The organism is Mucilaginibacter lappiensis (assembly GCF_900155965.1).
GTDB classification, from domain to species: domain Bacteria; phylum Bacteroidota; class Bacteroidia; order Sphingobacteriales; family Sphingobacteriaceae; genus Mucilaginibacter; species Mucilaginibacter lappiensis.
The window spans coordinates 101378-123754 of the sequence record NZ_FTMG01000006.1 but is presented as its reverse complement, the minus strand read 5'-3'; the positions used below and the strand labels follow the sequence as shown (position 1 = coordinate 123754).

At 41.0% G+C, this 22377-nt stretch carries 13 protein-coding genes; 10 read left to right on the top strand and 3 right to left on the bottom strand.

Annotation, left to right across the window (positions count from 1 at the left end):
* Window positions 1-1209: 1209 nt before the first annotated feature.
* The gene (locus BW976_RS13465; RefSeq protein WP_076373825.1) at window positions 1210-1731 is read right to left on the bottom strand and encodes a hypothetical protein; all 522 of its coding nucleotides are present in this window, start codon (window positions 1729-1731) and stop codon (window positions 1210-1212) included.
* Window positions 1732-2254: 523 nt separating this feature from the next.
* Here BW976_RS13465 and BW976_RS13460 point away from each other — a divergent pair.
* The gene (locus tag BW976_RS13460) at window positions 2255-2965 is read left to right on the top strand and encodes an MltR family transcriptional regulator (protein WP_076373824.1); all 711 of its coding nucleotides are present in this window, start codon (window positions 2255-2257) and stop codon (window positions 2963-2965) included.
* A 36-nt stretch (window positions 2966-3001) separates the two neighbouring features.
* Here BW976_RS13460 and BW976_RS13455 read toward each other — a convergent pair whose 3' ends face one another.
* Window positions 3002-6814 (bottom strand): hypothetical protein, encoded by a 3813-nt coding sequence (locus tag BW976_RS13455; protein ID WP_076373823.1) that lies wholly within the window; start codon window positions 6812-6814, stop codon window positions 3002-3004.
* Between the two features lie 647 nt (window positions 6815-7461).
* Here BW976_RS13455 and BW976_RS13450 point away from each other — a divergent pair.
* Window positions 7462-13098 carry an NACHT domain-containing protein gene (locus BW976_RS13450; protein ID WP_076373822.1) on the top strand — a complete coding sequence of 1879 codons (5637 nt, stop codon included), beginning with the start codon at window positions 7462-7464 and terminating at the stop codon, window positions 13096-13098.
* A gap of 1 nt (window position 13099) precedes the next feature.
* On the opposite strand, the gene BW976_RS13445 is transcribed toward BW976_RS13450, so the two are convergent.
* A complete protein-coding gene (locus BW976_RS13445; RefSeq protein ID WP_076373821.1) occupies window positions 13100-13303 on the bottom strand; it encodes a hypothetical protein in 204 nt (67 codons plus the stop codon).
* Between the two features lie 91 nt (window positions 13304-13394).
* Between BW976_RS13445 and BW976_RS13440 the strand changes: the two genes are divergently transcribed.
* From BW976_RS13440 to BW976_RS13400, 8 genes are all read left to right on the top strand, one after another.
* Window positions 13395-14063 (top strand): DUF6904 family protein, encoded by a 669-nt coding sequence (locus BW976_RS13440; protein ID WP_076373820.1) that lies wholly within the window; start codon window positions 13395-13397, stop codon window positions 14061-14063.
* Between the two features lie 94 nt (window positions 14064-14157).
* Entirely contained in the window at window positions 14158-15159 is a 1002-nt protein-coding gene (locus tag BW976_RS13435) for a DUF2971 domain-containing protein (RefSeq protein WP_175614104.1), read from the top strand.
* 452 nt (window positions 15160-15611) lie between these two features.
* Window positions 15612-16373, top strand: a complete 762-nt coding sequence (locus tag BW976_RS13430) for a hypothetical protein (RefSeq protein WP_076373818.1) — start codon at window positions 15612-15614, stop codon at window positions 16371-16373.
* A gap of 211 nt (window positions 16374-16584) precedes the next feature.
* On the top strand, window positions 16585-16854 hold the full coding sequence (locus BW976_RS13425; RefSeq protein ID WP_076373817.1) for a helix-turn-helix domain-containing protein: 270 nt from the start codon (window positions 16585-16587) through the stop codon (window positions 16852-16854).
* The gene (locus BW976_RS13420) at window positions 16851-17168 is read left to right on the top strand and encodes a hypothetical protein (protein WP_076373816.1); all 318 of its coding nucleotides are present in this window, start codon (window positions 16851-16853) and stop codon (window positions 17166-17168) included. Before BW976_RS13425 ends, BW976_RS13420 begins: the two co-directional genes overlap by 4 nt.
* Before the next feature lie 352 nt (window positions 17169-17520).
* On the top strand, window positions 17521-18075 hold the full coding sequence (locus BW976_RS13415) for a BfmA/BtgA family mobilization protein (protein WP_076373815.1): 555 nt from the start codon (window positions 17521-17523) through the stop codon (window positions 18073-18075).
* A 12-nt stretch (window positions 18076-18087) separates the two neighbouring features.
* On the top strand, window positions 18088-19014 hold the full coding sequence (locus BW976_RS13410; RefSeq protein WP_076373814.1) for a DUF5712 family protein: 927 nt from the start codon (window positions 18088-18090) through the stop codon (window positions 19012-19014).
* A gap of 583 nt (window positions 19015-19597) precedes the next feature.
* Window positions 19598-22090, top strand: coding sequence for a glycosyltransferase family protein (locus tag BW976_RS13400; protein WP_076373812.1), 2493 nt, complete (start codon window positions 19598-19600; stop codon window positions 22088-22090).
* Window positions 22091-22377: the final 287 nt, after the last annotated feature.

Here is a 22377-nt window from a genome sequence, read left to right as displayed (position 1 = left end):
ATAACTATTTCTTATTCAAAGAAAGTTCGGAATAGCCTATTAGTTTTTAGTTCATGATTGTTGACCCCGGTTTTCTTATTTGACTGAAATTCGGAGTTTTAATATCTTGAGTTTTAGAAACCCATTTTCCTTGTTCGAATTTAAAGGATTCTTCTCTAATTCTTATTTGACTGGAATTCGAAATTGTAATATATAGAATCTTAGAAATCCATTGTCTTTGATCGAATCCAAAGGACTCTTTCCTATTTCTTATTTGACTGGAATTCGGAATTTTAATATATAGAGTCTTAGAAACCCATTTTCCTTGTTCGAATTCAAAGGATTCTTTTCTAATTCTTATTTGACTGGAATTCGGAATTGTAATATATAGAGTCTTACAAATCCATTGTCTTCGATCGAATTCAAAGGACCCTTCCCTATTTCTTATTTGACTGGAATTCGGAATTTTATATCTAGAGTCTTTAAAAGACCATTGTCCTTGATCGAATTCAAAGGACTCTTTCCTATTTCTTATTTGACTGGAATTCGGAATTTTATATCTAGAGTCTTTAAAATTCCATTGTCCTTGATCGAATTCAACGGATTCTTTCCTATTTCTTATTTGACTGGAATTCGGATTGGTATATCTATAGTCTTATCGCTCCATTGTTCTTGATCGAAATTCAAGATATTCTCGCTGATTTTATTTGACTGCAATTTGGAATTGTCGGTGTATCTCTAAAGCTTTCGTTGACTAACAATTCTTATTTTGCTTTTAACAAATTGTGGACGGGACTCGAACCGAGTTCAGCATTATCCTTATTTTCAATAATTTATAATCTTCAAGCTGTGGTAATTCCCGAATTTCCCACAATTGATTTGATACAGATTGATTCCTAATGACTTATGTAAAAATAATCATTAATACCCATTGTTCCAATATGTGCTGCGATCGATACCTAAAAGAATTTAAACAATTTGTCCCGAGGTGGTGTCTAAATCAGTTTCTTTTCTACATTCCTTAATCTTTAAAATTGCGGGGAGATCGGGAATCGAACTTTGCTTATAAGTTCTTAAATTATAATGGATTATAAATTTTAAAAAGATCATTCAACGATTTATTCAAAACTGTATTTGGCCATTAATCGTTGTACTACAAATAGACAAAACAGTTTGCATGGGAGCAATAAGTTTTTTGATATTTTGCGCAATAGGTACTATTAATATTTGTTATGAAACTGTTCGGGAGTATGATTTGCAGTTATTGAGTACATTGTCTAGTGCTATTAATATTTCGTTTAAATCAAGCGTTTCATCGCGGAATACCAACGTATTATTAAATGAATTATAACCCCTATGAGTTTTCAAAGGGACATCACCGAAGATTCCGCTTGTTAGGGAAGGGTTCATCGCCAAATCTATGTATGCCCCTTGCGTATTACACTCAAAATAGTCTTCAATTCGCTCATCATAGTGCTCAAAATGGTTGCGAAATTTACGGACAGAAAGAGGGTTGTTCTTTTCAATTTTGAGGATTTGTCTTAGTTTTTGTCCACGTATTTTATATTTGTCGCTAGGCCAAAGAACTTTTGATACATTTCCCGCTGCTACAAGAATTGATTGAATTGAGCACCATGTTTCGACATGATCGAAATTTTCATGTGCAGTGCGCAAACGCTCAGCAGCTCTTTTTGCAATTTTAGATTGTAGAACAATCTCACCTATTAATATCATTTCTTGAAGGCCAATCATTTTCTTAGCAATTTTATGTTCTTAAATATAATAGCTTAATACTAACAAATTGTAAGCTATTCAAACAACTTAGACAAAAGAAAGATATTACTACGCAATCTATTTGCGTAGTAATATCTTATCAATTTTTAAGTATTGAGATCATCTATCACTAGACGAGTTTCGAGTCTCCAAAACTCTCATTTCTAAAGATGGCAAAAAAGCACTTTACGAAATATTAATGAAATTAATGATTTTTTAATTTCCTCTGACCTAATCGACAGGTACTATCTTCAGCTGATTTTGGGGCATTTTGGGATAAAACTCTACGTAAAATGGAGTCTTGAATCGCGCTGCTTTAGTCAATTTGATTTCAGGACTTGGTTAGCCATTGAGCTGTACCCCGGGCGATTTAGAACGTTCGATTAAGGTATTAAAGAGTCACCAGATCAGCTAATGGCCTTATGTTCATTACCCAGTGATAAGTATAACAAACACGTGATCTTTTTTAATTAATCTTCATATTTGTACCAAAAATCAACCTATGCATACAAAAATTTCAGATTTGGATAAATTCATTGAGGGTTTGCCGCCGGGTCAAAAAGAAGCGGCCAGAGAGGTAGTCGAATTCGTTAGTCAACTAGAGCAAGCCATCGAAAAGTTTGACCCGGAGGTACTCAAGGATCACCGGAAACTCTATGAACTGCGCGACCAGCTTATTGAAGAATCAGACCGCGGGCTTTGCCTGTTTGCCGTAGGACGGCTGGAGGTCATCCTTCAGGACCTCCTGGATAAAAAGCTGGTCGGCTCCAAAACATTTAAAAAACAACTTTTTGGGAACAATGGCGCTTTAGCCACCCTTTCTTCAAAAATTAAAATGTGTTATTCCCTCGGCCTGATCAGTAAAGGGTATTTTAACGAAATCGATAACCTGCGCGATGTCAGAAATACGTTTGCCCACTCGGATCAGCCTTTAAATTTTGAAAGCCTTGCGATTGATGCGCTTTGTAAGAAGTTTCAATTATTTACGGCAGAGCCGGAAAGAGCCAACCGCGCCAGGTTCATTTCTACATTCCTTTACCTGACCGCAGGCCTTATGGCGGAGATTCGGCAATGCCGGCCCATCGCAGAAAAGGAAGAACTCCTGACACCTAAAAATATAGCCCATATTGGGCTGGTTGGCAAACATTTCAAAAATACCTTAATGGGTAAGGAGACGTCTGTAACAGGTGATTTATCCTCAGAGAATCAGTAGCGCGAAGCCCGGTGCAGGCTAGGCTCCCCTGATCCGTTAAATGTTAATATAGTAAGATTGTTCTTCCACCATGGTTCTCTTGATCTCGGTTTCCTTTTGTTTGATAAAACTTTTAGCCCATTTTTTTACACGCTCGATAGGATGATCGCTAAGCTTGCTGATCAGTTCCTTCTGATCCTGTAAATAAGGTACCCTAGAACCGACAGATCCAAAGCTGTTGACATTCCCTCCGATTTCATGGAGCAACTTCGCAGAGCTGCCAAAATTGTCGATCATGGCCTTGGCGAGCGGATGCCACTCCCTCGTATTGCCAATCGGGGTAACGGGCATCATCCTGGCTATGCGAAGCAGCCCCATCTCCGGAGCTGTTTTACACCAGTTGATTAGGGTTGGAATATCAGCTTTATCGAGTAGGCCCGGCGTCCCCATATTCCCATTATGAGCCCCCATGAAAAAACGCAGGTTGATATAATCGTTGCTGAGGATCGACGGCGCGATCAGGTCCCAGAAGACCGCAAAATCCTTTTCGATCAACCGGCGAATAATGCTCGTCAAATACCCATCAAAAGCGCTGATCCGGTCGGTTTGCGCTGCCTCGATCAACTGAGGGATGAGCACCGGCGTAAACGCAGCTTCACCGGCCTCATCGATCAACCAGGTGATCATTGTCTGCCACGCATAATTGGAGTTCCGACCTCGCTGCAGCAGCAGGTTGTTTCCCTTGATTAATTTCAATAGAAAATCGTGGAATAGTAGCCTGCGTTCCGTTATTTTACCGATGTATTCCTGGCTGAGTTCCAGCGCGAGCATTTCACCGCCCGAATATGTGCTGATCTTTTCAAAAAAGGTTAATACTTCTTTTTCGGAAAGGGCATCCAGCCCCCTGCCATAGGTGAACTGGTAAAAGTAATCGATACCGGCTATTTGCTGTTCTACCAGATCAAACAACGGCAGGAGCTCCGATAAGGGAAGCGCAATCACCCGGGCCACATAAAAGGCGTGTATAGCAATCTCCGGCGTTTGGCGTATCAGGCTAAATAAATCATGTTTGGCATCATCGGTTAAAGTGGATATATAGGCTGCGGCGACCTCTATATTTTGTTTCTCGGGAGCTATCTTTGCAAGTATATGCAGTAGATTTTCGGCAAAGCCGACGTCCTGAAGCATTTTTCCTAAAGTGCGTCCAAAAATATAGCTCTTGCGCTGCTCTCCTGACTGCATCTGCTCCATCAGCTCCCGCAGGTCAACATGCTCCCATACTAGCCTTTCTGCAAATTGCTGGGCTGCGATCTCTGTATGATCGACGGGTTCTTCCTCGTCCCGCGCTTCGAAATTCCAGACAGGCGAGCTAACATAGAACCGGAACTGGTCAGCCAACGTCACTGGTTTTAATTCAGCGAGCAGCCGGTCCGTTAACTTGATATCTTCTTCATTCAGAAACTCATAAGCTATAGTTGTTTTAATTTCGCTGATGGCCTGATCCCAATAGGACCTGTCAAACGCTAAGATCAATAGTACCGCCTTTTCAACCAGGAAGGGCATCCGGTTATAGAACAAGTTCCTGATCGAACCCGCAAACGTACTTTTTATGAGTTTCCGCTCTGACTCGTGATTTTTAGCCACCTCAACCAGTCGTTGTATGATGTTTTCCCAATAACCGGCCATCTCGACCCAGGTGGGCTCAAAGTCTTTTAATGGTGCACTAGTTCCGCGGTTCTCGGCGCCGATATCACGCCTAAAGGTATCTCCCTTCATGCCCCTGCAAAGTGCCACCACGCCCAGATGGTAGGCATCGCCAGTGGACGTTTCCATGATCTTGTCGATAACCGCCAGTCGTTGATTTAAATCAGCCGCGGTTCCGGGCAGGATGACATGGAACAACTGCAGGAACTGACCGGTAGCATTATTAACAATGTTTTCGTTTTCTGCCAGCGCAAACTTAAAAAACAATAACGCCACTTCTTCAAAGAGTCCCGGCTCAAATACCAGCATTTCCATCGCCCAAATGATATTGCGGCGGCCGGTACGAACCTTGCTTTTGAGCTCATCCGTGCTCATGTTTCCAAATGCTTGTTGTAAGGTCTCTAAAGCACTCTCCGGGTTCACAGGTGCAACAGAACGGAAAATGCGCGAACCCAAAGACGAATTAAGCACCTCCGCTGATCCAAAAGGGCTTTTTGGGCCCCAAATTTGATTCACAATACGTTTCGCATGACTTAACTGGTCGAGTTCCGCAAGCCGGTTGACCAGCGGCAGCGCCAGGCCGATCCGCTCCATCTCGGGGAACCACTGTATCAGCTGCCTGGCGTCCGTATAACGCCACCATTCCGTGGCCAGTTTGATAGCCAAAGGAGTCGGCTTGACCATTAAATAATGCCCTCGCCGTTCCATTACCCTGCTGCGCTCAAAGTAATCCGTTCCTTTACGGTATTCAAGTATCGTTTTTACCGGCTGGCAAACGTGCGTGGTAATAAAAGATGCCTGGTCCTCGGCTAACTTCGCTTCCTGGGGTGATACAATATCTTCTGATCCGGGGGCCGGCTTAAAAAACGACCCGAATACGGACACTGCCTTCAGCAACTCCAGCATTCCCTTATCGTGATTGTTCCAGTCCCGGCCAAAGGCTATCCGGAAGATAATATCGTCTTTGAGCAGCTCTGACAGGTTAGCACGTCCATCCAGTCTTGCATTGGCGAAAAGCACCGCCATCCCTGGGTACCCCTCAGCGTAATTAGCGATCTGGTCGATCTGCGCAGCACCCAGTTTATTTTGGTATTCGTCCGTTAAAATCATCTTAACGATGTCCCGGTAATCATTCTTATTCAGAAATAAATATTCTTGGCCATAACTGGCCGACGCATCAGTTTCCTCGCTGACATTGAAATCCACCGTAATCAGTTTAAAACTGCTGTTTAACCTGTCAATCTGCTGTTTAAGTAGCCGGTGGGCATTCAGATCACAATTGTCAACGATCAGCAATCCTGTATAATAGGTTCCATAGGTGATAACGAAATTGACGATGTCCTGCGGATGGGACTCGATCTTGTAATAGAGCGCGCTGTTATTTTTTGATCTTTTAAAAGCTTCATACACCAGCCTGGTTTTTCCTAAACCGGAATGCCCTATGATCCGGAGCGTCGCCCTGGGATTATTGGCCACCTCGCTGATCTTCGTCATATATTCGTCCAGCGAAGGATTGCTATGGAATGGAATTTCATAGATCTCCGGTAAATAACCAAGTTCATCTAAAGTCTGCAGTCCAGCGAGACGCTGGATATGATTGTATTCCTGTACCCTGATCACCACATCAATGAACTGGTTGACCCACTGGGTGATTTCATGCGCATCCATGATACGTACCTGCCCAGCTTGATAGCCGGTCGAATGGATCGAATTATAATCATCGATTGCTTGTTGCGCCGCCTGCTCACGTAGCTTTTTATGGACCGGACTGTATGGCTGGTTGATAAAAAACACATACTGCCCCCCCGCGTCGAGTACCTCCTTAATGCCGCCCTTTAATACAAGTACTGTAGGCAAGCTGCCTTTCTTATCGACTTTTTCCCTGAAAAACTCGCTATATATGGCTCCCTTTTCCATCTTGCTAGCCTTGCACTGGAAAACAGATAGCTTATTCTGTACATAAATCGATCCCCTGGTGTCCTCACAATCTATTTTGCCATCCTGCCCGCCATCGGCAACATTAATCTTGAGCTGGACGATCAACTCCCTTACTGACGAGAATTGCCGTTCAGCCGCCTCCCGCTTTAAAAGGTTCAATAAGACCGCCGATAACTGGACGTCCGTGAGGCTTTCGATTTGTCTATAAGTGATTTCATTCAGGTTCATGGTCAGGATCGGGAATTAATACTCAAAATTAACCGGATTTATGATTACCACCAGCTATATTTATTATTAAATATAGCTGGTGCGTTAAATAACCGATGGTTAATTAAAGGTAATCATTTGGGACAGTTGTAATTTCGTGAAAAAGTCACGGACAGTCATTACCCAACTATCCCAATCCGCCAGGTGGGAAGGCAGGCGTTTTTCGATTTAAAAGTAGTAAAGAATAAAAGTCAGGAAGAGGGTGTACTGCCCGACAATTTGCGCCTCTACAGGGCACCTGATCTGATAAACCTAGGCATTTCTGGATGGACTTAAGGAAGATTTTCTGAGTTGTTTCCTAGCCGCGCAAATATTATCTTAATCGTTCTGAATTAGTCAGTTCATATAACTATATCTCCAGTGCTTTACAAATAGCTGATAGCATGGTCACATTTGGATCCGTTTGCTAAGCCATCGTAATAAAGTGAGCGCTAAATCTTCGGATCACCTTGAAGTTTATGCCCGTCATTTCCATCACCTGATAAGCAATAACGAAAGATATAACATATCCTACATCCATAAATTGCTGAGATCAAATAAATACTTAAGCAGAAATAAATTTTTATAATTTTATATTTCTACTAAAATTACTTAAACCTGTCATCAGAATGTCTTTAGCACGTGCACACGAGGGATACGAGTACCAGGATTTACTCAGTGCCTATTTTATCCTGAATGAGCTACTTTCTGAGAGCAACAGCCGGTTTACCATAGACACCAAAGAGTTCGACGAGGATCGGATCGATGATCTGACCATTTCGACGGCAACGGCCGTTAAAAAGATCCAGGTTAAATACAGTAGAGAAGGTGGTAAACATGTGCTCGAAAAAAAAGACCTGGCCACGCTTACTGGCTATAATCTGGCAATAGACACTTTATTTACTTCATGGCAACAGCATCCCGAGAAAGCAAAATGTAAACTACGCCTGTGCCTAGCCTGGAATGAGCCAATTGATGAGATCATCAACGTGCTCATCAAGGACAATAATAACAAGTCCTTCAAGAATTATCCGACAGTCGTTTATCAAATAGACCCTGATAAGATTTGGCCCCATGGTGGGCAGCCATTGACCAGTTGGAAAAGGTTAACAAAAATTGCTGCTGATTTTGACCGGAAAGAATTCGTGGATTTTTGTGGCAGGTTTTATATCGAGGTAAATCTGCCGAAATTCAGTTTGAACGTACACCAGCCTTTAGATTTGGAATACATAGTATTGGACCAAGTCACTGATTTAGGCATTGGCGTATTTCCAAACGAAACAAAATCTAAAGAAGAATTTTTACTTCAACTGATTCAGTTGATCAAACAGGCAAGAAGCGGCTTACTTACAAATTTAGACACCACTGAAGTTTTCAGACGCTTGGATATCCGTCAGGATTATGGTGCGGTTTACCAGGATTTTCCGGTAGTCCAGGAGGAATTAATTACCTCGGTCCCTTTTTTTGAGGAATTTATCCAGGAATTAAATGAGGCTCAGCGTGTTATTTTGCTTGGCGAACCGGGTAGCGGTAAATCTTGGTTTCTGAAAGGGCTACAACAATATGTTGCGACTAACGGTATCAATGTCATCCATCATCTATGTTATACGGATTTGAACGATGCCATGCAGAAAGACCGCATACAGACCAATGTCTTTTATGGTAATCTCATTGCCGAAATATTACAGCGTTTCCCGGATCTGAAGGTTATAAAACCACAAAAATTTGCAAGTACTCTACTGGAATTGAATCATTTACTGGAGCGTATTGACCAACCTACTATTTTGATTGTTGACGGATTGGATCATATTGAAAGGGTAAGAAATTACTATCGTTATCATGACATTGCAGAAAGTCAGGTTGAGATCATATTACGGCTGAATGATTTGGTGATATCGTCCCATGTCAAAATACTGGTGGCTTCCCAACCTATATCTGTGCTGAAAAGTGTGCTCAACTTCAAAGAAGTCAAACTACCGGGCTGGACTAAGAAAGAAACGCTGCTGCTAATGGGTAAAAAGCATCTCGAAAATCTTCAATTGCTCGAAAATGAACTGGTCGATTTAATACAGGATAAGGCTAAGGGCAACCCATTATATACCAATTACCTAATTGCGGAATGTTTACGTACCGAGAATTTGACTATTGAGAATTTTAACCGGTTGCCCGGTTACTCGTATAACTTATCGCAGTATTATGAATACCTGTTCACCAACATCAAGTTAAATGAAAATGTGCCGCAAATATTATCGGGTGTAAGTTTCGCTTTAACAAAAAACGAGATCAATGAGATAACCGGGCTTGGTGATCTTGTCGATGACAGTTTATATGTAATTGCCCCGGTACTAAAGCAAAGTGTAGCTCAAAGCGGATATAAAATCTACCATGAAAGTTTTAAACGCTTTGTATTCGATAAATTAAAAGAGAAAAAAATTGCGCTGGAAAAGGTTATTATTCAGCCCGTTGCTGACTGGTTTGAAAAAAAAGGTGTAATACAATACCCTAAAGCTTACCGCTATTTTTTTAACTTTTTGGCGGATTATGGTGCCAATCAACGCATCGTTCCATATGCTAATAAAGATTTTATTGTAGATAGTTTGTATTATGGCCAACCCTGGGATCTGATCAAATACAACTACTACTATCTTAAGGATGCGATTTTGCTATCTAACGACCTGATAGGCACGGTATTGATTAACGAATTCAGTAAAGTCCTGAGCTCAACTGAAAACATATTTGAAAGTCAAATGGTCTTATACGCTGAGCAATTAGGCAATACCCAAGGTTTTGACGTGGTAAAAGACTATTTGCTCTTTGAAGAGGATGCCACCCAACCTTTAAGGCAAGGGCTGACGCTATGCTACATGCTCTCAGAAAAAGGTGTCACCGCACCCTGGACAATTTACGGGCAATATTTTATCGGGCAGGAGTTGATCCAACATGAGGACCTTAGCCTCTATATCCGTTTTTTGTTGTCCGAAAGAAATGAAGATCGGCTTGCAGCGATTGCAAGCCGTGCCCAGGTATCAGAAATTCGTTCTGATTTCCTGGCAATATTTGTAAATGAGTTGACGAGGTTCCAGGACAGAGATTTTGTTATACAATTGGAATTGAACCCTGTTATTGCCCAGCTGCTTGAAGCCGCCGATCCTACACCGGTTTCCTTTGTTGATTTAAATGATCTGGTTACGCGTTTGATCGCTATAGATAGCCTGTATAATCAACATGAGATACTGACTACCTTCTTTGAACAGATTGAATTACAGGCACCATGCGGAATAGAACTGGAACAAATCATCACACCGCTTCTTGATATTAACTGGTTCTACAACTGGATAACCTACGCCTTAAAAATCAAGTTAATTTTATTGGCTGATCATTTTGATTCCCAGGAGGTCATCAATGCTTTTGCCTACCTGACTAAAGACACAGAACCCTTTAAAGGAAAACCGCGTTCTTCCGATTTGCATTCTATACAGGATTTAATACTCGAATCATTGAAAGCCGGATTATCTACAATTGTCACGCATGATGATTGGGAGGCGGTCATCGGCATTATTGTTAAGGCCAGTACGGAGACCAGCGTTTCCATACAAAAGGATCAGGGTGGCCCTATTCCCGTATACCTGCTCGTTGAACTGCTGACATCTTCAGCCAATGATACCAATCGAACATTGGTAATTCGCGCATTAGAAGATATTATTGGTGAAAGGAAATTCTTCGATCTGCATCACTACATATCTGGCTATTTGTTCCGTTTATCCGGCCTTTATTTTGATTCGGGCAATCTAGAAAAAGCCCAGAACCTATTCCGTGAAGCTATCAAGACCTTCACAGGCTATACGCAAAGGCGTGACCAGACATTGGAAGACCTGTTGGAATCCCTTGTTCCCTTTTCTACTGTAAATTATGATAAAGCCTTAGTTTATATTCCTCAAATAAAATCATTGATTGATGCTATTGACAACCATACGGATGGAAAAGACACCCGGCACTTTTTTGTGGAATGGTTCAAAAAATTCAGCCAGGTCAATTGGCTGAGTTCCGCTAATTATTTATTGAATGACCTGAAAAATTATCGTTCCTATTGGAGACTGGAAGATTGTTTATGGAACCTTTTGGTCATAGCGGATGGCAAAATTAATCTTGAACTGGAGCTGCTGTTGACTACGACATTTCTTATTACATCGGACCATGTCTTCGTAACTTATTGCCTGAAGCTTATTGCTTTAACCATTGATGTAAATAAACCATTGGCCTATTATGGATTTATTTGCCTATCTGAGAGGATGTCACGAAGGACGGATAATGGATATTCCAAAGATATAATAGATTATTACGACCGATTAGCATTGCTGTTCGATACCTGTGAAGGCGCTGAGCAAGTCCATATCTCATCGAGAAAAACCTATAATTCACCTACTGAATGGACAAAAACACTCGATAAACAATATGCTGAGCGGCAGAACTTAGCCGATATTTCCCATGCTGACCTCGTCAATTATGTGAAGACATACACGCTCCGTGAATCAGAAATTCAGTCTTTTATCTATTATTTTGATACGTCAAAAGGAATAACCGATGAAAATAAAGAGGTTATCAGGGAAATTGTCCGGAAAAATAGTTTTCAGGAAACTGATAGGGATGAATTGTCCGAAATGTTTTGCGCTAACAACGAAGTTTACATCTATTATTGGGTCTGCCGCTTTTTGTATGATCGTGACGGCTGGTATAATCAGTTGGTCAATACACAGGCCTTCAAAAACGCATGTGATTTGGATGCGGAACTTGCAAAAACTTATTTGTTCGAGTTATTAAAAGATATCATGGGAATATCATTCCGGATAGGTATGTCCGGGAATCTTGTAAATGCATTAGTTCTCGCCAAGGAAAATCCGGAGACGATTACCGCGATGTATGACCAAATGTTTGATGCAATAAGCTTTCGGCTACCCTATCAGGAAAAGGAGAACTGGGATGAATACACCGCTGACCCTTACCAGATGAGTGAAGAAGAAGTACTATTTGCTATTTTATTAGCCAGGTTCAGGTCTTTTTCTGTGGAGCGTTATCAACCGGCCATCACTGCGTTGGAATACCTTTCAAAGGATCACTGGCCAAAGTTGATATCGCCCTTAAAATGGTTTTTCAAGAACCGGGAGTTCTTTTTAGATTGTATCGTAGTCAGTGTTTTGCAACTCGTTTATTTCGCCTACCTGAACGAATCACTTGATATAACCCCTTTAGCAGATACATTGAATGAGATCTATCCGACTAAATATTACCATATTGATGCGATGATTGAAATCATACTTGAAAAGCCATTTCGCCCGCTTCCCGATCCCGAGCCCTTACCAGATTATCCACCAATAGATGAAGAGGATCATTCGATTATTTCTGGTTTAAATAAGAGTATTTGGCGTTTGGAAAACATGGGCCTGCCGTTAGACCCTGTTTTGACTAAATATGCTGCGACTTATGCAGAAAGCCAAACCGACAAGCTCGAAATATACGGCAACAGGATGTACAAACAAATGGCTAAAAATCTCTATCCATCGGATTATTTAATGGGGCTTGTCAACCGTGAACTCTATACTGAATTAAATACATTTTATGACTCTGGGGAAATACTTTACGAACTGGCGATCGAAAATAAGCTCATTGAATTGCAAACATTCAGCCGAAACCACCGGCCGACATTGCTACCTAAACCCACTTCCTATATCTACGGACACTCCAACTCGGCTCCCAACCGGCAAAATGGCTGGGTTAGCATTGCGCACTATGAACGCGAACTCTTTTCAGTTGACACATTCGCACTGAAGGAAACCATCAGTTTTGGCGGACTTGTCTTTACTCGTAAGCCAAAATTCCCGATATCTCACCATGTTATAAGCTATGATGTTTTTGACAAAATTTCCAATGCTGTGGTTCCTAAATCGGATTATCCTATTATTTCTAATATCAGGGAATATGATCCGCTCGAAAATCTGAAATTATTGTGGTTGCCCGACTGGCTGTTACAGGAACTAGGCTTGACAGTCGAAAAAGATTCAATTGGTCTAAAAGCCAAAGACGCTGACGGAAAGGTCTTGCTTTATTATGTCAATTGGAAGGCTGATTATCTTGGTTCTGAACTTCATGCAGATCTGAACACTGAAATTCCTAAGCTTGATGGTGCAGCTTTAATGATGGAAGTATCATGTTATACCCGGTTATTGGCTATTTATGGAAAGGAAAATAACTATGCGGTATACCGGAAATAGGTCAATATTTTTCTCTGGTGAAATACCAGATCACCCTCAAAAAGGATTCCACTGTCAGTACTGTTACAACTTGATTGCCCTTTTTGTAACTAACATTTGCGCCGCCATCCGAAGCTTTTTCGATCTTTTCAATCTTGTCCGTTTCAATTATAACGGGACCACTCGCAGTGGAGACGGTAATTGTTTCGGTAACAGTAAAACCCATAGTTGTTTTTTTATAAAGATATAAATTTTTATAGTTTTGACCAGCCTCTTAAACCTTTATCCCTAAATTCCTACTACAAAAAAACAAATACATGTTACAAGCTTATCCAACTAAAAACGGTACCGGAGTATCCATATTCGGTGATTACGGCGATCTAAAAAGTCTTTATGAAACTGTGCACGACATTGCCAGCGCACTGGACGAAAACAATAAGTCGCAGAAAGGACAGCATCTGCTGTTAATGAATTTCGCCTACGAGATAAGAAAAGGCTACAGCGGCCAGCGATTAACTGATGAAGTGAGTTTCCCTGGAGAAAATTACACATTGCATTACTACGGTTTCCAACTGGTCTGGACAGATATACTTATCTTTATTTCTGCACTTAGACATAATGCCGGTTATATTCAAACCGAAAGACTTCACCAGGCTGGTATGTACCTGCTGGAGTATGTCGTTGAACGGGCTTTGCACGAGTATGATCAGACGGGAGCGGCTGAGATCAAGAATTTTATTGCCAGGGGTATCGCTGTAAGCACGGAATATGCGTTCATTATCTACCAGGCTATTCATTTGGAATACGTAGCGGATAGAGCAGGCAAAACGCGGTTCAGAAAAATCCCCAAGCTTTTAACTAATTATTTTAATACCTGCGCTCCCGAGTTTAAAGGGCTGATCGCTTCTTTCGAGCAGTCTGCAAGGGAGCAAAAATGCGAGGTGACCGATCTTGAATTCCAAGATTTTCCGGAGATTAAATGGTAATATGCAGACACTTAACTACCAACTTAAACGCTTTTGTAACTATCTCATCCTTAATCTTAGTATCCATTACCGTTATATAATCGAAATTGGATTATTGGTTAAAGAAAAAGAGGTCTTTATAACATTGCGAACTGAAGAAGCCAACTTTGGGAACGCCGAAAAAGGCCTAAATGATATTTTCAACTCTTTTAATACTGCCAAAACCGAGTTAACGGCTAATGGTATTATTTTTAATGTTGATATTAAAAGTCAAAAGTTTTCAGCAGAATTGGTCAAAAGATTGACTTTTTATTATTTCCGCCCTGAAAAAACCAAAAATAGATATGTTTTCAAATATGTACCGGTAAACTTAAACCTTATTAAGCTGCTCGTCAATAATGAGCTTTGGTTCAGTGACCCGAGATATTTCAACGACCCTTTCGATACGCGTTACTCAATTGATGCCGACCCAAAGGATGAGGAAATCCTGAGTTTTTATTACAAAGAAGCACAAAAGTTGACTGGCAATGAAGGACTGGTGTTATCAGATTTTATAAAAACATTTCACATGCCGGACAAGCAACAGTTTCTTGATGACCTCGAATATCATCACTACATAAATACCATTGCTAGCCAATATGGAATATGTTGCTTTTCGGAAAAGCATGGCGATCATCTTATGTGGAGCCATTATGCTGATAATACCAAAGGCGTGTGCCTGGTATTTGATATAAAGATCATCCCAGAACCCAATTTTTACGTTTTTTCCGGCTCAAAAGTTAAATATCGAAATGCAATCATTAAAAAATTTTACGATGGTTCACCATATATGGATACAACGGAAATCATCTACTCAAAATACAAAAACTGGAAATATGAGCATGAAATCCGTGAACTAAGCTCTTTTGAATTGGGGAATGCTAATAGAACCATTTCATTTGATCCCAAATGCTTAACAGGCATTATTTTCGGTCCCAAAACAAACTCGAAAGATAAAGAAACGATTAGGAATTTGCTCAGCCAGTTAAAGAAATACCAGGTAGAGTTTATGGACAGCGCTATTGATTTGGGAAGTCACTCCATTAGTGTTTCAAAAAATAGGTTTGGACTGAAGTAAATTTCTTTAATCAGCATTATTATAATAAAAAAGACTTTGGAGATTATCTAAATAGGGCCCAGTTAATTGAATGCGGTGTCAATAACTAACTTTAGCTTATTGAATATCATCTGTCATTATCCGTTTAAATTAAAGCGCGGTTAAAATAATAATAGTAAAAGGGTAGTAAATGATCATCCAATTTTCGATAAAAGCCAAAGATTTAAGCCGTTGAAAACATTCAATGGGATGTCGTAATTCAACAAATCGAAATTTATAAAATAGGTAAAGTGGAAGTCGATTCGTAGCGCCAAATATAACAGCTATCTTTTTAAGAGTATTTGAAAAAGAATTAACTAAAGCAAAGGTTTTGTACAAAAAACTGCTTAACAATAAAAAAAATTAAAGATAAAGGTTTTGAATTGAAAGCGAATGTTTAATTAGAATATTAACTTTAGGTTAAAATTCAACCTATGCGTGAACAATACTTTAAACACCGAGCGCCGTTCGATTTCAACAAGGACTCTAATGATATTGGCCGCCCATTTTTTTGGAATAAAAAAGTTGAGGACAATCACTTTCTCAATTTGCTTTATCGAAAGAGGGAACAAGAATTCGATGAACTGTATAAATACCATCTGCAATTCTTTTTAGCTAACTACGATGATACAACCGAGCAGGAGTTCTTCAGGTATGTGTGGGAAGTCATACAGGATGCCATCGCACAATTAAGACAGAAGGACAGGTATACGTCCGGCCATGCCCTCAACTTCCGGAATAAATTTCACCTTAACCGGTTTGCAGAATATCTTCAAAGTATCGATGAATGGAATCTTGGCCGTACCCAGGCTGAAATTATTGCGGAGAAGGAAGGCCAGATCAAGATACTCAAAGAACAGTTGCAACGCCTGATGGACGAGCGTAGGGAGGCTGAGAAATTGGATACCGACTACCCGATCAATATTGCCGGCGGTCATTTCCTCACTGTGGTTGACCTTTTCAAGAAGATTGAGGCACTAAAAGTAGGCGATAAGGAACTGGTATTTTCGCAGATGCCCATCACCTGGGCCAAACTGATCTGCCGGTACTTTCAGGAAGACGGTGAACCGATAAAATTAGACCGTGTGCGGCGCTACTATCCACGTGACGCGAGTAATCCGAGTGGCAGGTCATCTGCTATTCCTTCCGAAAACCAGCATTTCAATATCATTTCGGCAAAACGCAGGGCAAGTTAAGACCGGATTTTAGGTTCACTTTTCTTTTGCAGGCAAACGTTAACAATTGCTTCTAAACTATTCAGCACACTCTTTTTCAGCACTATGCTTTGCCTGTCGTTACCATAGCTTGGCTTATGGTAATGAACAATATCGCCATGCACACATCTTTGCTTCGTATCCGGCACCGACGGGATAAGTATTAAGTAACGATTTAACGAAGGAGGCGATTGTGCAAGCAAGTGAACTGATCACTAAAGGAGATCTGAATGAATTTAAAAGCGAACTATTAACAGAAATTAAGAAACTCGTTCAACTGGACGGCCAGGGCCAGTCCAAAAAATGGCTCAAAAGTAACGAGGTAAGAAAGCTGCTCAAAATATCACCAGGCACCTTACAGAACCTGCGTATCAACGGTACATTGAGTTTTACCCGTGTCGGCAGTATCATGTATTACAAGCTCGACGACATCAACAAGCTACTGGAAGGAGGTCTGCAATGAGTATTCATAAAATTGCGGTGAGTGAACTTGCTGGTTATAGTAAGCTGCTCAAATGCATGAGCATGGACGGACGACTGAATACTACACATGTCAGCTTGTTCAGTGCATTATTCGTCCAATGGCAACGCGCTGGTTTTAAAAGCCCGTTTTCTGTTACCAGAAAAACGCTGATGGCTTTCAGCCGGATAGCATCTATTGCAACGTATCACAAGTGTATCAAAGAACTCAATGAATATGGTTACATCCGTTATCAACCCTCATACCATCCTAAACTCGGCAGCCAGGTTTACTGGTCTGCTGGTTGGGAATTGTAGCCCGATATTTTATATCGGTATATCCGTATCTCGGGCTATACGGATAACTGCATATCGGAATAACTGGTTATTCCGATATAAGTATAGACAGATATTCAGCTATATAAATCCGGTGCAACCAAAGGCTGCACCGGTAATGATTTGCTTTGCAAATCAGGAAGCGAAGCGGCGGTCGCTTCGCGAAAGCGGGGGGAGCGAGCGGAAGTCGGGCACACCCGACTTTTTCCGCTCGCCCTGCGGGGCAGAGCCGATTCGCGTATACCTGCGGTATACTTTACCCCCCCCTTAATACTATAGATAATGGTTTTAGTATACTCGGCAGTATACTGATTTTAAAGAAATAACAGGCAATATGACCAAAGATGAAAATATAAAAACCATCAGGTTTCCGGTTAAAACAGATGAAAAGCTGCAAACCATAGCCAATAAAAACGGTCTGACCAAGCTTGATCTGTTTATCTATATGGTGGATTACTTTTATAAGAGCAAGAAAGATCCCAGGGATTTGAATGATGAACTGCTAAAGAATGCGATCAATCGCAAGACCGATAATATCGTAGCTTTTATCAAAACACAGGAACAAGAGTTATTGATCCCCATGAAGAAAGATTCGGAGAGGATCATTACCGTACAGGGTAAGATTGTAGATTTCTTTAATCATCATATCCTGAAGTATAATGATGCACAGAAAGCTGCTTATGCCGAACAGACTAAGAACATTAACCAGATCGCCAAATACCTGTCAGGATTGGATACCGCGCAGTATGATAAAAAGACACTGAAAAGCAGGTTCTCAGAGATACTGGAGCATTATATCCAAAACAGGGAGCAAATGGGTATGCTGACCAAGCAGGTAGAAAAAGATGAACTGATCAGGTATGTCAGGAATATGCTGAGGAACTTATAAGGGGTTGATATCATGTTTGTAAATATTACCAAAAGCGAAACAGGGAATAACAAAGGCAGCAGCAGTCAATTGGTGGTTTATTTGGAAAAAGAAAACCGGTTAGCAGAACAGTTAAAACAAAGCTACCGGCCGGAATATTGGTTCAATCCTGAAAGAGATAATATTCAGGCTTATGAAGTAAGGCAGGGCATCGATAACAATATAGCCAAGCTGTCCAGAGATGAGGCCAAATTTTTTTTGATCAATATCAGCCCGAGCGAAAAAGAGCTGCTTTATTTGAAATCCCAGTTGGGAGAAGAGGGTGCTAAAGAGCAGTTAAAACGTTATGCTAACGACGTTATGCATGCCTATGCGAAGAATTTTAAACGTAACGGTATTGATGGTAACCAGGACCTGGTGTATTACGGGAAGCTGGAGCATCACAGATACTACACGTATAAAGACCTGGAGGTAAGAAAAGGACAGGTAAAGCGAGGCGACAGGAAGCCAGGAGAGCAAATGCATGTCCAGATCATTGTCAGCAGGAAGGATGCCAGTAATCGTATCAAGTTAAGCCCTTTGAACAATTCCAGGGGCACCAATGCCGTGCATAGTCAGCAAGTGGGCCAGTTTGATCGGGTAGCTTTTAAGCAGGCTACGGAAAGGCTATTTGACAGCCGGTTTGGATATGAACGGGAGATCAAAGAATCATTTAAATATGCCAATACTTTAAAGCATGGTTCTTATGAACAAAAGCAGGAAGTCAAAGAACAGCAAAAACAGGAACAAGCGGTTAAAATAGAAAAGCAGCAAAGCCATCATCAGGGCAAGGGACTTTTAGCTATCTTACTGGATGGGCAAAGTGTTTATGCTGCGCCTGCGCAGGATGATGATAAAAAGCGCAAGAGGAAAAAGAAGCGGGGACGTAACCTGGATCAGAGCCAGGGCCAATCGATATGAAAGCTTATGCTCATTGGCCATATGGTTGCGGCATGCGGCAGAATACCACCACGCGCTTCGCTCCGGGCTGCATTCCACCGCCAGCCTCGCCGTCGCACTACAGGCGTGCTTTCGTTACCTCTGCACACCTGCCTTATCCGGATAGCTGGGTAAGACGAGATCGTCACAGCACCGCGGTCACAAAATTAGCCGCGCAGGAAAACGGTCAAGGGTGTATGAACCCCGATAATAGGATCGGGGCCCTTGACCGTTTTCCTGCTTTAAGCTCCGGTTGTTTAAGCGGTGCAATGAGCTGGTGTGTACAATAAGAATAATCGTGTTTACTATTTCCGGTACAAGACGAGTTTTGCATTATGAATAATATAGCTAACCATGAATCCATCGGCTCACTTTTCAACGAGCGCTGGAAAAGAAACTCAGTGCCGATCTCAGTAAAAAACACAAGAATAATCTCCGGCATCTGTACAATCATCTTATGGCCTTCTTAGGGGAAGATGTCTAGTAATTCCACTGGCATCCAAAATCAATTGAAATTATACGGCCCATAATTGTATTTTTAAAAAAATAATAATTATAGCAACATATGATGAATTGGCTAAAGCGTAATACGATACATTTTGCTATCGCGGGTGTTTTCTTTGTCTTGTGTTTTCTATATTTTTCACCGGCTTTCCAAGGGAAAACGTTGGGTCAGGGAGATGTCCTTGGCGCGCAGTCGACCCAAAAAGAAATCATGGATTATCGCTCCCGTGATACCACTGTTTTGTGGACGAACCAAATATTTGGAGGGATGCCTGCTTACCAGATCTGGGCACCATATAAAGCCAATATCGCCACACATATTATAAATGTAATTGGGTATGCAGTACCCAACCCTGTGGGCATGGTATTGGTGTTTTTATTTGGTACTTACTTTTTGTTTAATGTATTAAAGCTTAGTCCCTGGCTGGCTGCGGCGGGTGCCGTAGCTTTTACCTTTACCTCTTACAATATGATATTGCTCGCTGCCGGGCATACCAATCAGGCTTTTGCCATCGCTTTTTTTGCGCCTATACTGGCTAGTATTCTGTTAACTTTAAGGGGGAGATATTTGTTAGGTACATCATTAATGGCCCTATTCCTGTCTATTGAAATTAAGGTTAACCACCTGCAAATGACCTATTATTTAATGCTGGCCATATTAATTTTAATAGGAATAGAGCTTTTTCACGCTATCAAAAATAAAACGGTTAATTCATTTATTAAATCTCTGGGTTATCTGTTGGTGGCGTCATTGCTGGCTTTTGCGGTAAATGCATCTACTTTATGGAGTACGTATGAATACGGTAAAGACAGCTACAGGGGCAAATCAAATTTAACCAATAACACCAATGAGCCGCAAAACGGTCTCGCTAAGAATTATATTTATCAATATAGTCAAGGTGTGGCTGAATGCCTTACGTTTTTAGTACCGAATGCTTCTGGGGGTGCCTCCGGTCCCGAATTATTTGATGAAAACTCTGAAATGGTTAAAGTTCTTATCGATAAAGGTGAGTCTAAAGAGCAAGCATTGGGCATTGTTCAGCAAATATCATCTACGTCAGGTATGGATGGGCTGTCACTTTACTGGGGCGAAAAACGACCAGGCACCAGTGGCCCATTCTATTTTGGCGCAAGTATTTGTTTACTATTTGTATTTGGCTTGATCGTAGTTAAAAACCGGCTTAAATGGTGGTTACTGGGTACAGTGGTGTTAACTATGCTATTGTCATTCGGGGGCAACTGGCCATATTTGTCCGATGTCTTTTTAAAGTACTTCCCGCTGTATAATAAATTTCGCGCAGTTGAATCCATTCTTGCAGTGGCAGGCCTATGTGTCCCTATGCTGGCTTTTTTGGCAATACAGGAAATTATTGCAACCCCGAATAAAAGAGAGCTGGTTAAAAAACTATTGCTGGCTTTATACATTACAGGTGGACTTGTTTTGATATTGGTCATTTGGCCGGAACTGTTGTTAAGTTTCAGACCGAGCGATCAATTAAGCAGTATCGCCAATTTAACCCAGGCCTTAAAAGGAGATGCAGCGACGGCTAATGTTTTGGCAAATGGGGTGGTAAAAGACAGAATTAATATTGAACGTGCCGATGCAATCAGGTCACTCTTTTTTGTATTGATCACGTTTGGTATTGTTTGGATGTATATAAAACAGAAACTAACGCTAACCACCATTTCCATCTTGTTATTCGCAGTCATATTGGTTGATCTTTGGCAGGTTGATAAGCGTTATTTAAAGGACGCTAATTTTACCGAAAAGCAGGATGCAGCTATACCACAAAGAGTTGTTGACGTAGATATAGCTAAAGACACGGACCCTGATTTTAGAGTATATGACGCTACCGCTTCCATAAAGCAGGACGTACGGAATCCATTTTTCCATAAATCGATAGGCGGATACTCGGCAGCAAGAATGAAGCGATACGATGAATTGATAGATAATCAATTTTTAAGAGGAGCCAATCCGGCCGTGTTAAACATGCTGAATACAAAATATATTATTGTACCGGATTCATTAAAACGGGGTGAAGTTTTGTATCCTAATCCTGATGCCTGCGGCAATGCCTGGTTTATTAAGAACATAAAATATGTAGCTAACGCCAATGCGGAAATGCAGGCGCTTAATCAATTTGCTCCTAAAGACGAGGCTGTGGCCAATAAACAGTACCAAAATGAGGTTGGCAATGAGCCGGCAGGGCGGGATAGCAGTGCCACAATAAAACTGGTGAGTTATAATCCCGATAACTTGGTTTACAAATCGTCGTCAAAGGTCGGGGGAGTAGCAGTTTTCTCGGAGATTTATTACGCTAAAGGATGGAAGATGTTTATTGATGGGGTAGAGAAGCCTTATTTTAGAGCAGATTACCTTTTGAGGGCGGCGCTTATTCCAGCAGGTATACACAAAGTAGAATTTGTATTTCACCCATCATCTTATTATATGGGCGAGAATATTTCTCTGGCTGGTTCCATATTATTGGTATTACTTTTAGCTGGTGCCGTATTTGGTGATAAGATTCGTAAATATATCCCCGACAAAGGATAGAATAGCTAACAATTACAAAGTAAAATAAAAGGAAACTTTGAGCCTGATGTTACCGACGCGAACGCGACTAATATTAAGGTCTATCTATTTATTTTTTAGTATTTCTACTTTTTCACGTTCACTTGCCAACAATTGCTCGTATAATTTTTTATTCTCTTCAAATAGCTCGATTACCTTATCTAATGGATTGAATGTCGGCTGATAATTAATGGCATTTAAAGTTGATGTGTCATTACTTGTAAATGTATTTGAGATAATATTTAAAGCACTTTCTTCATTAAAGTTTT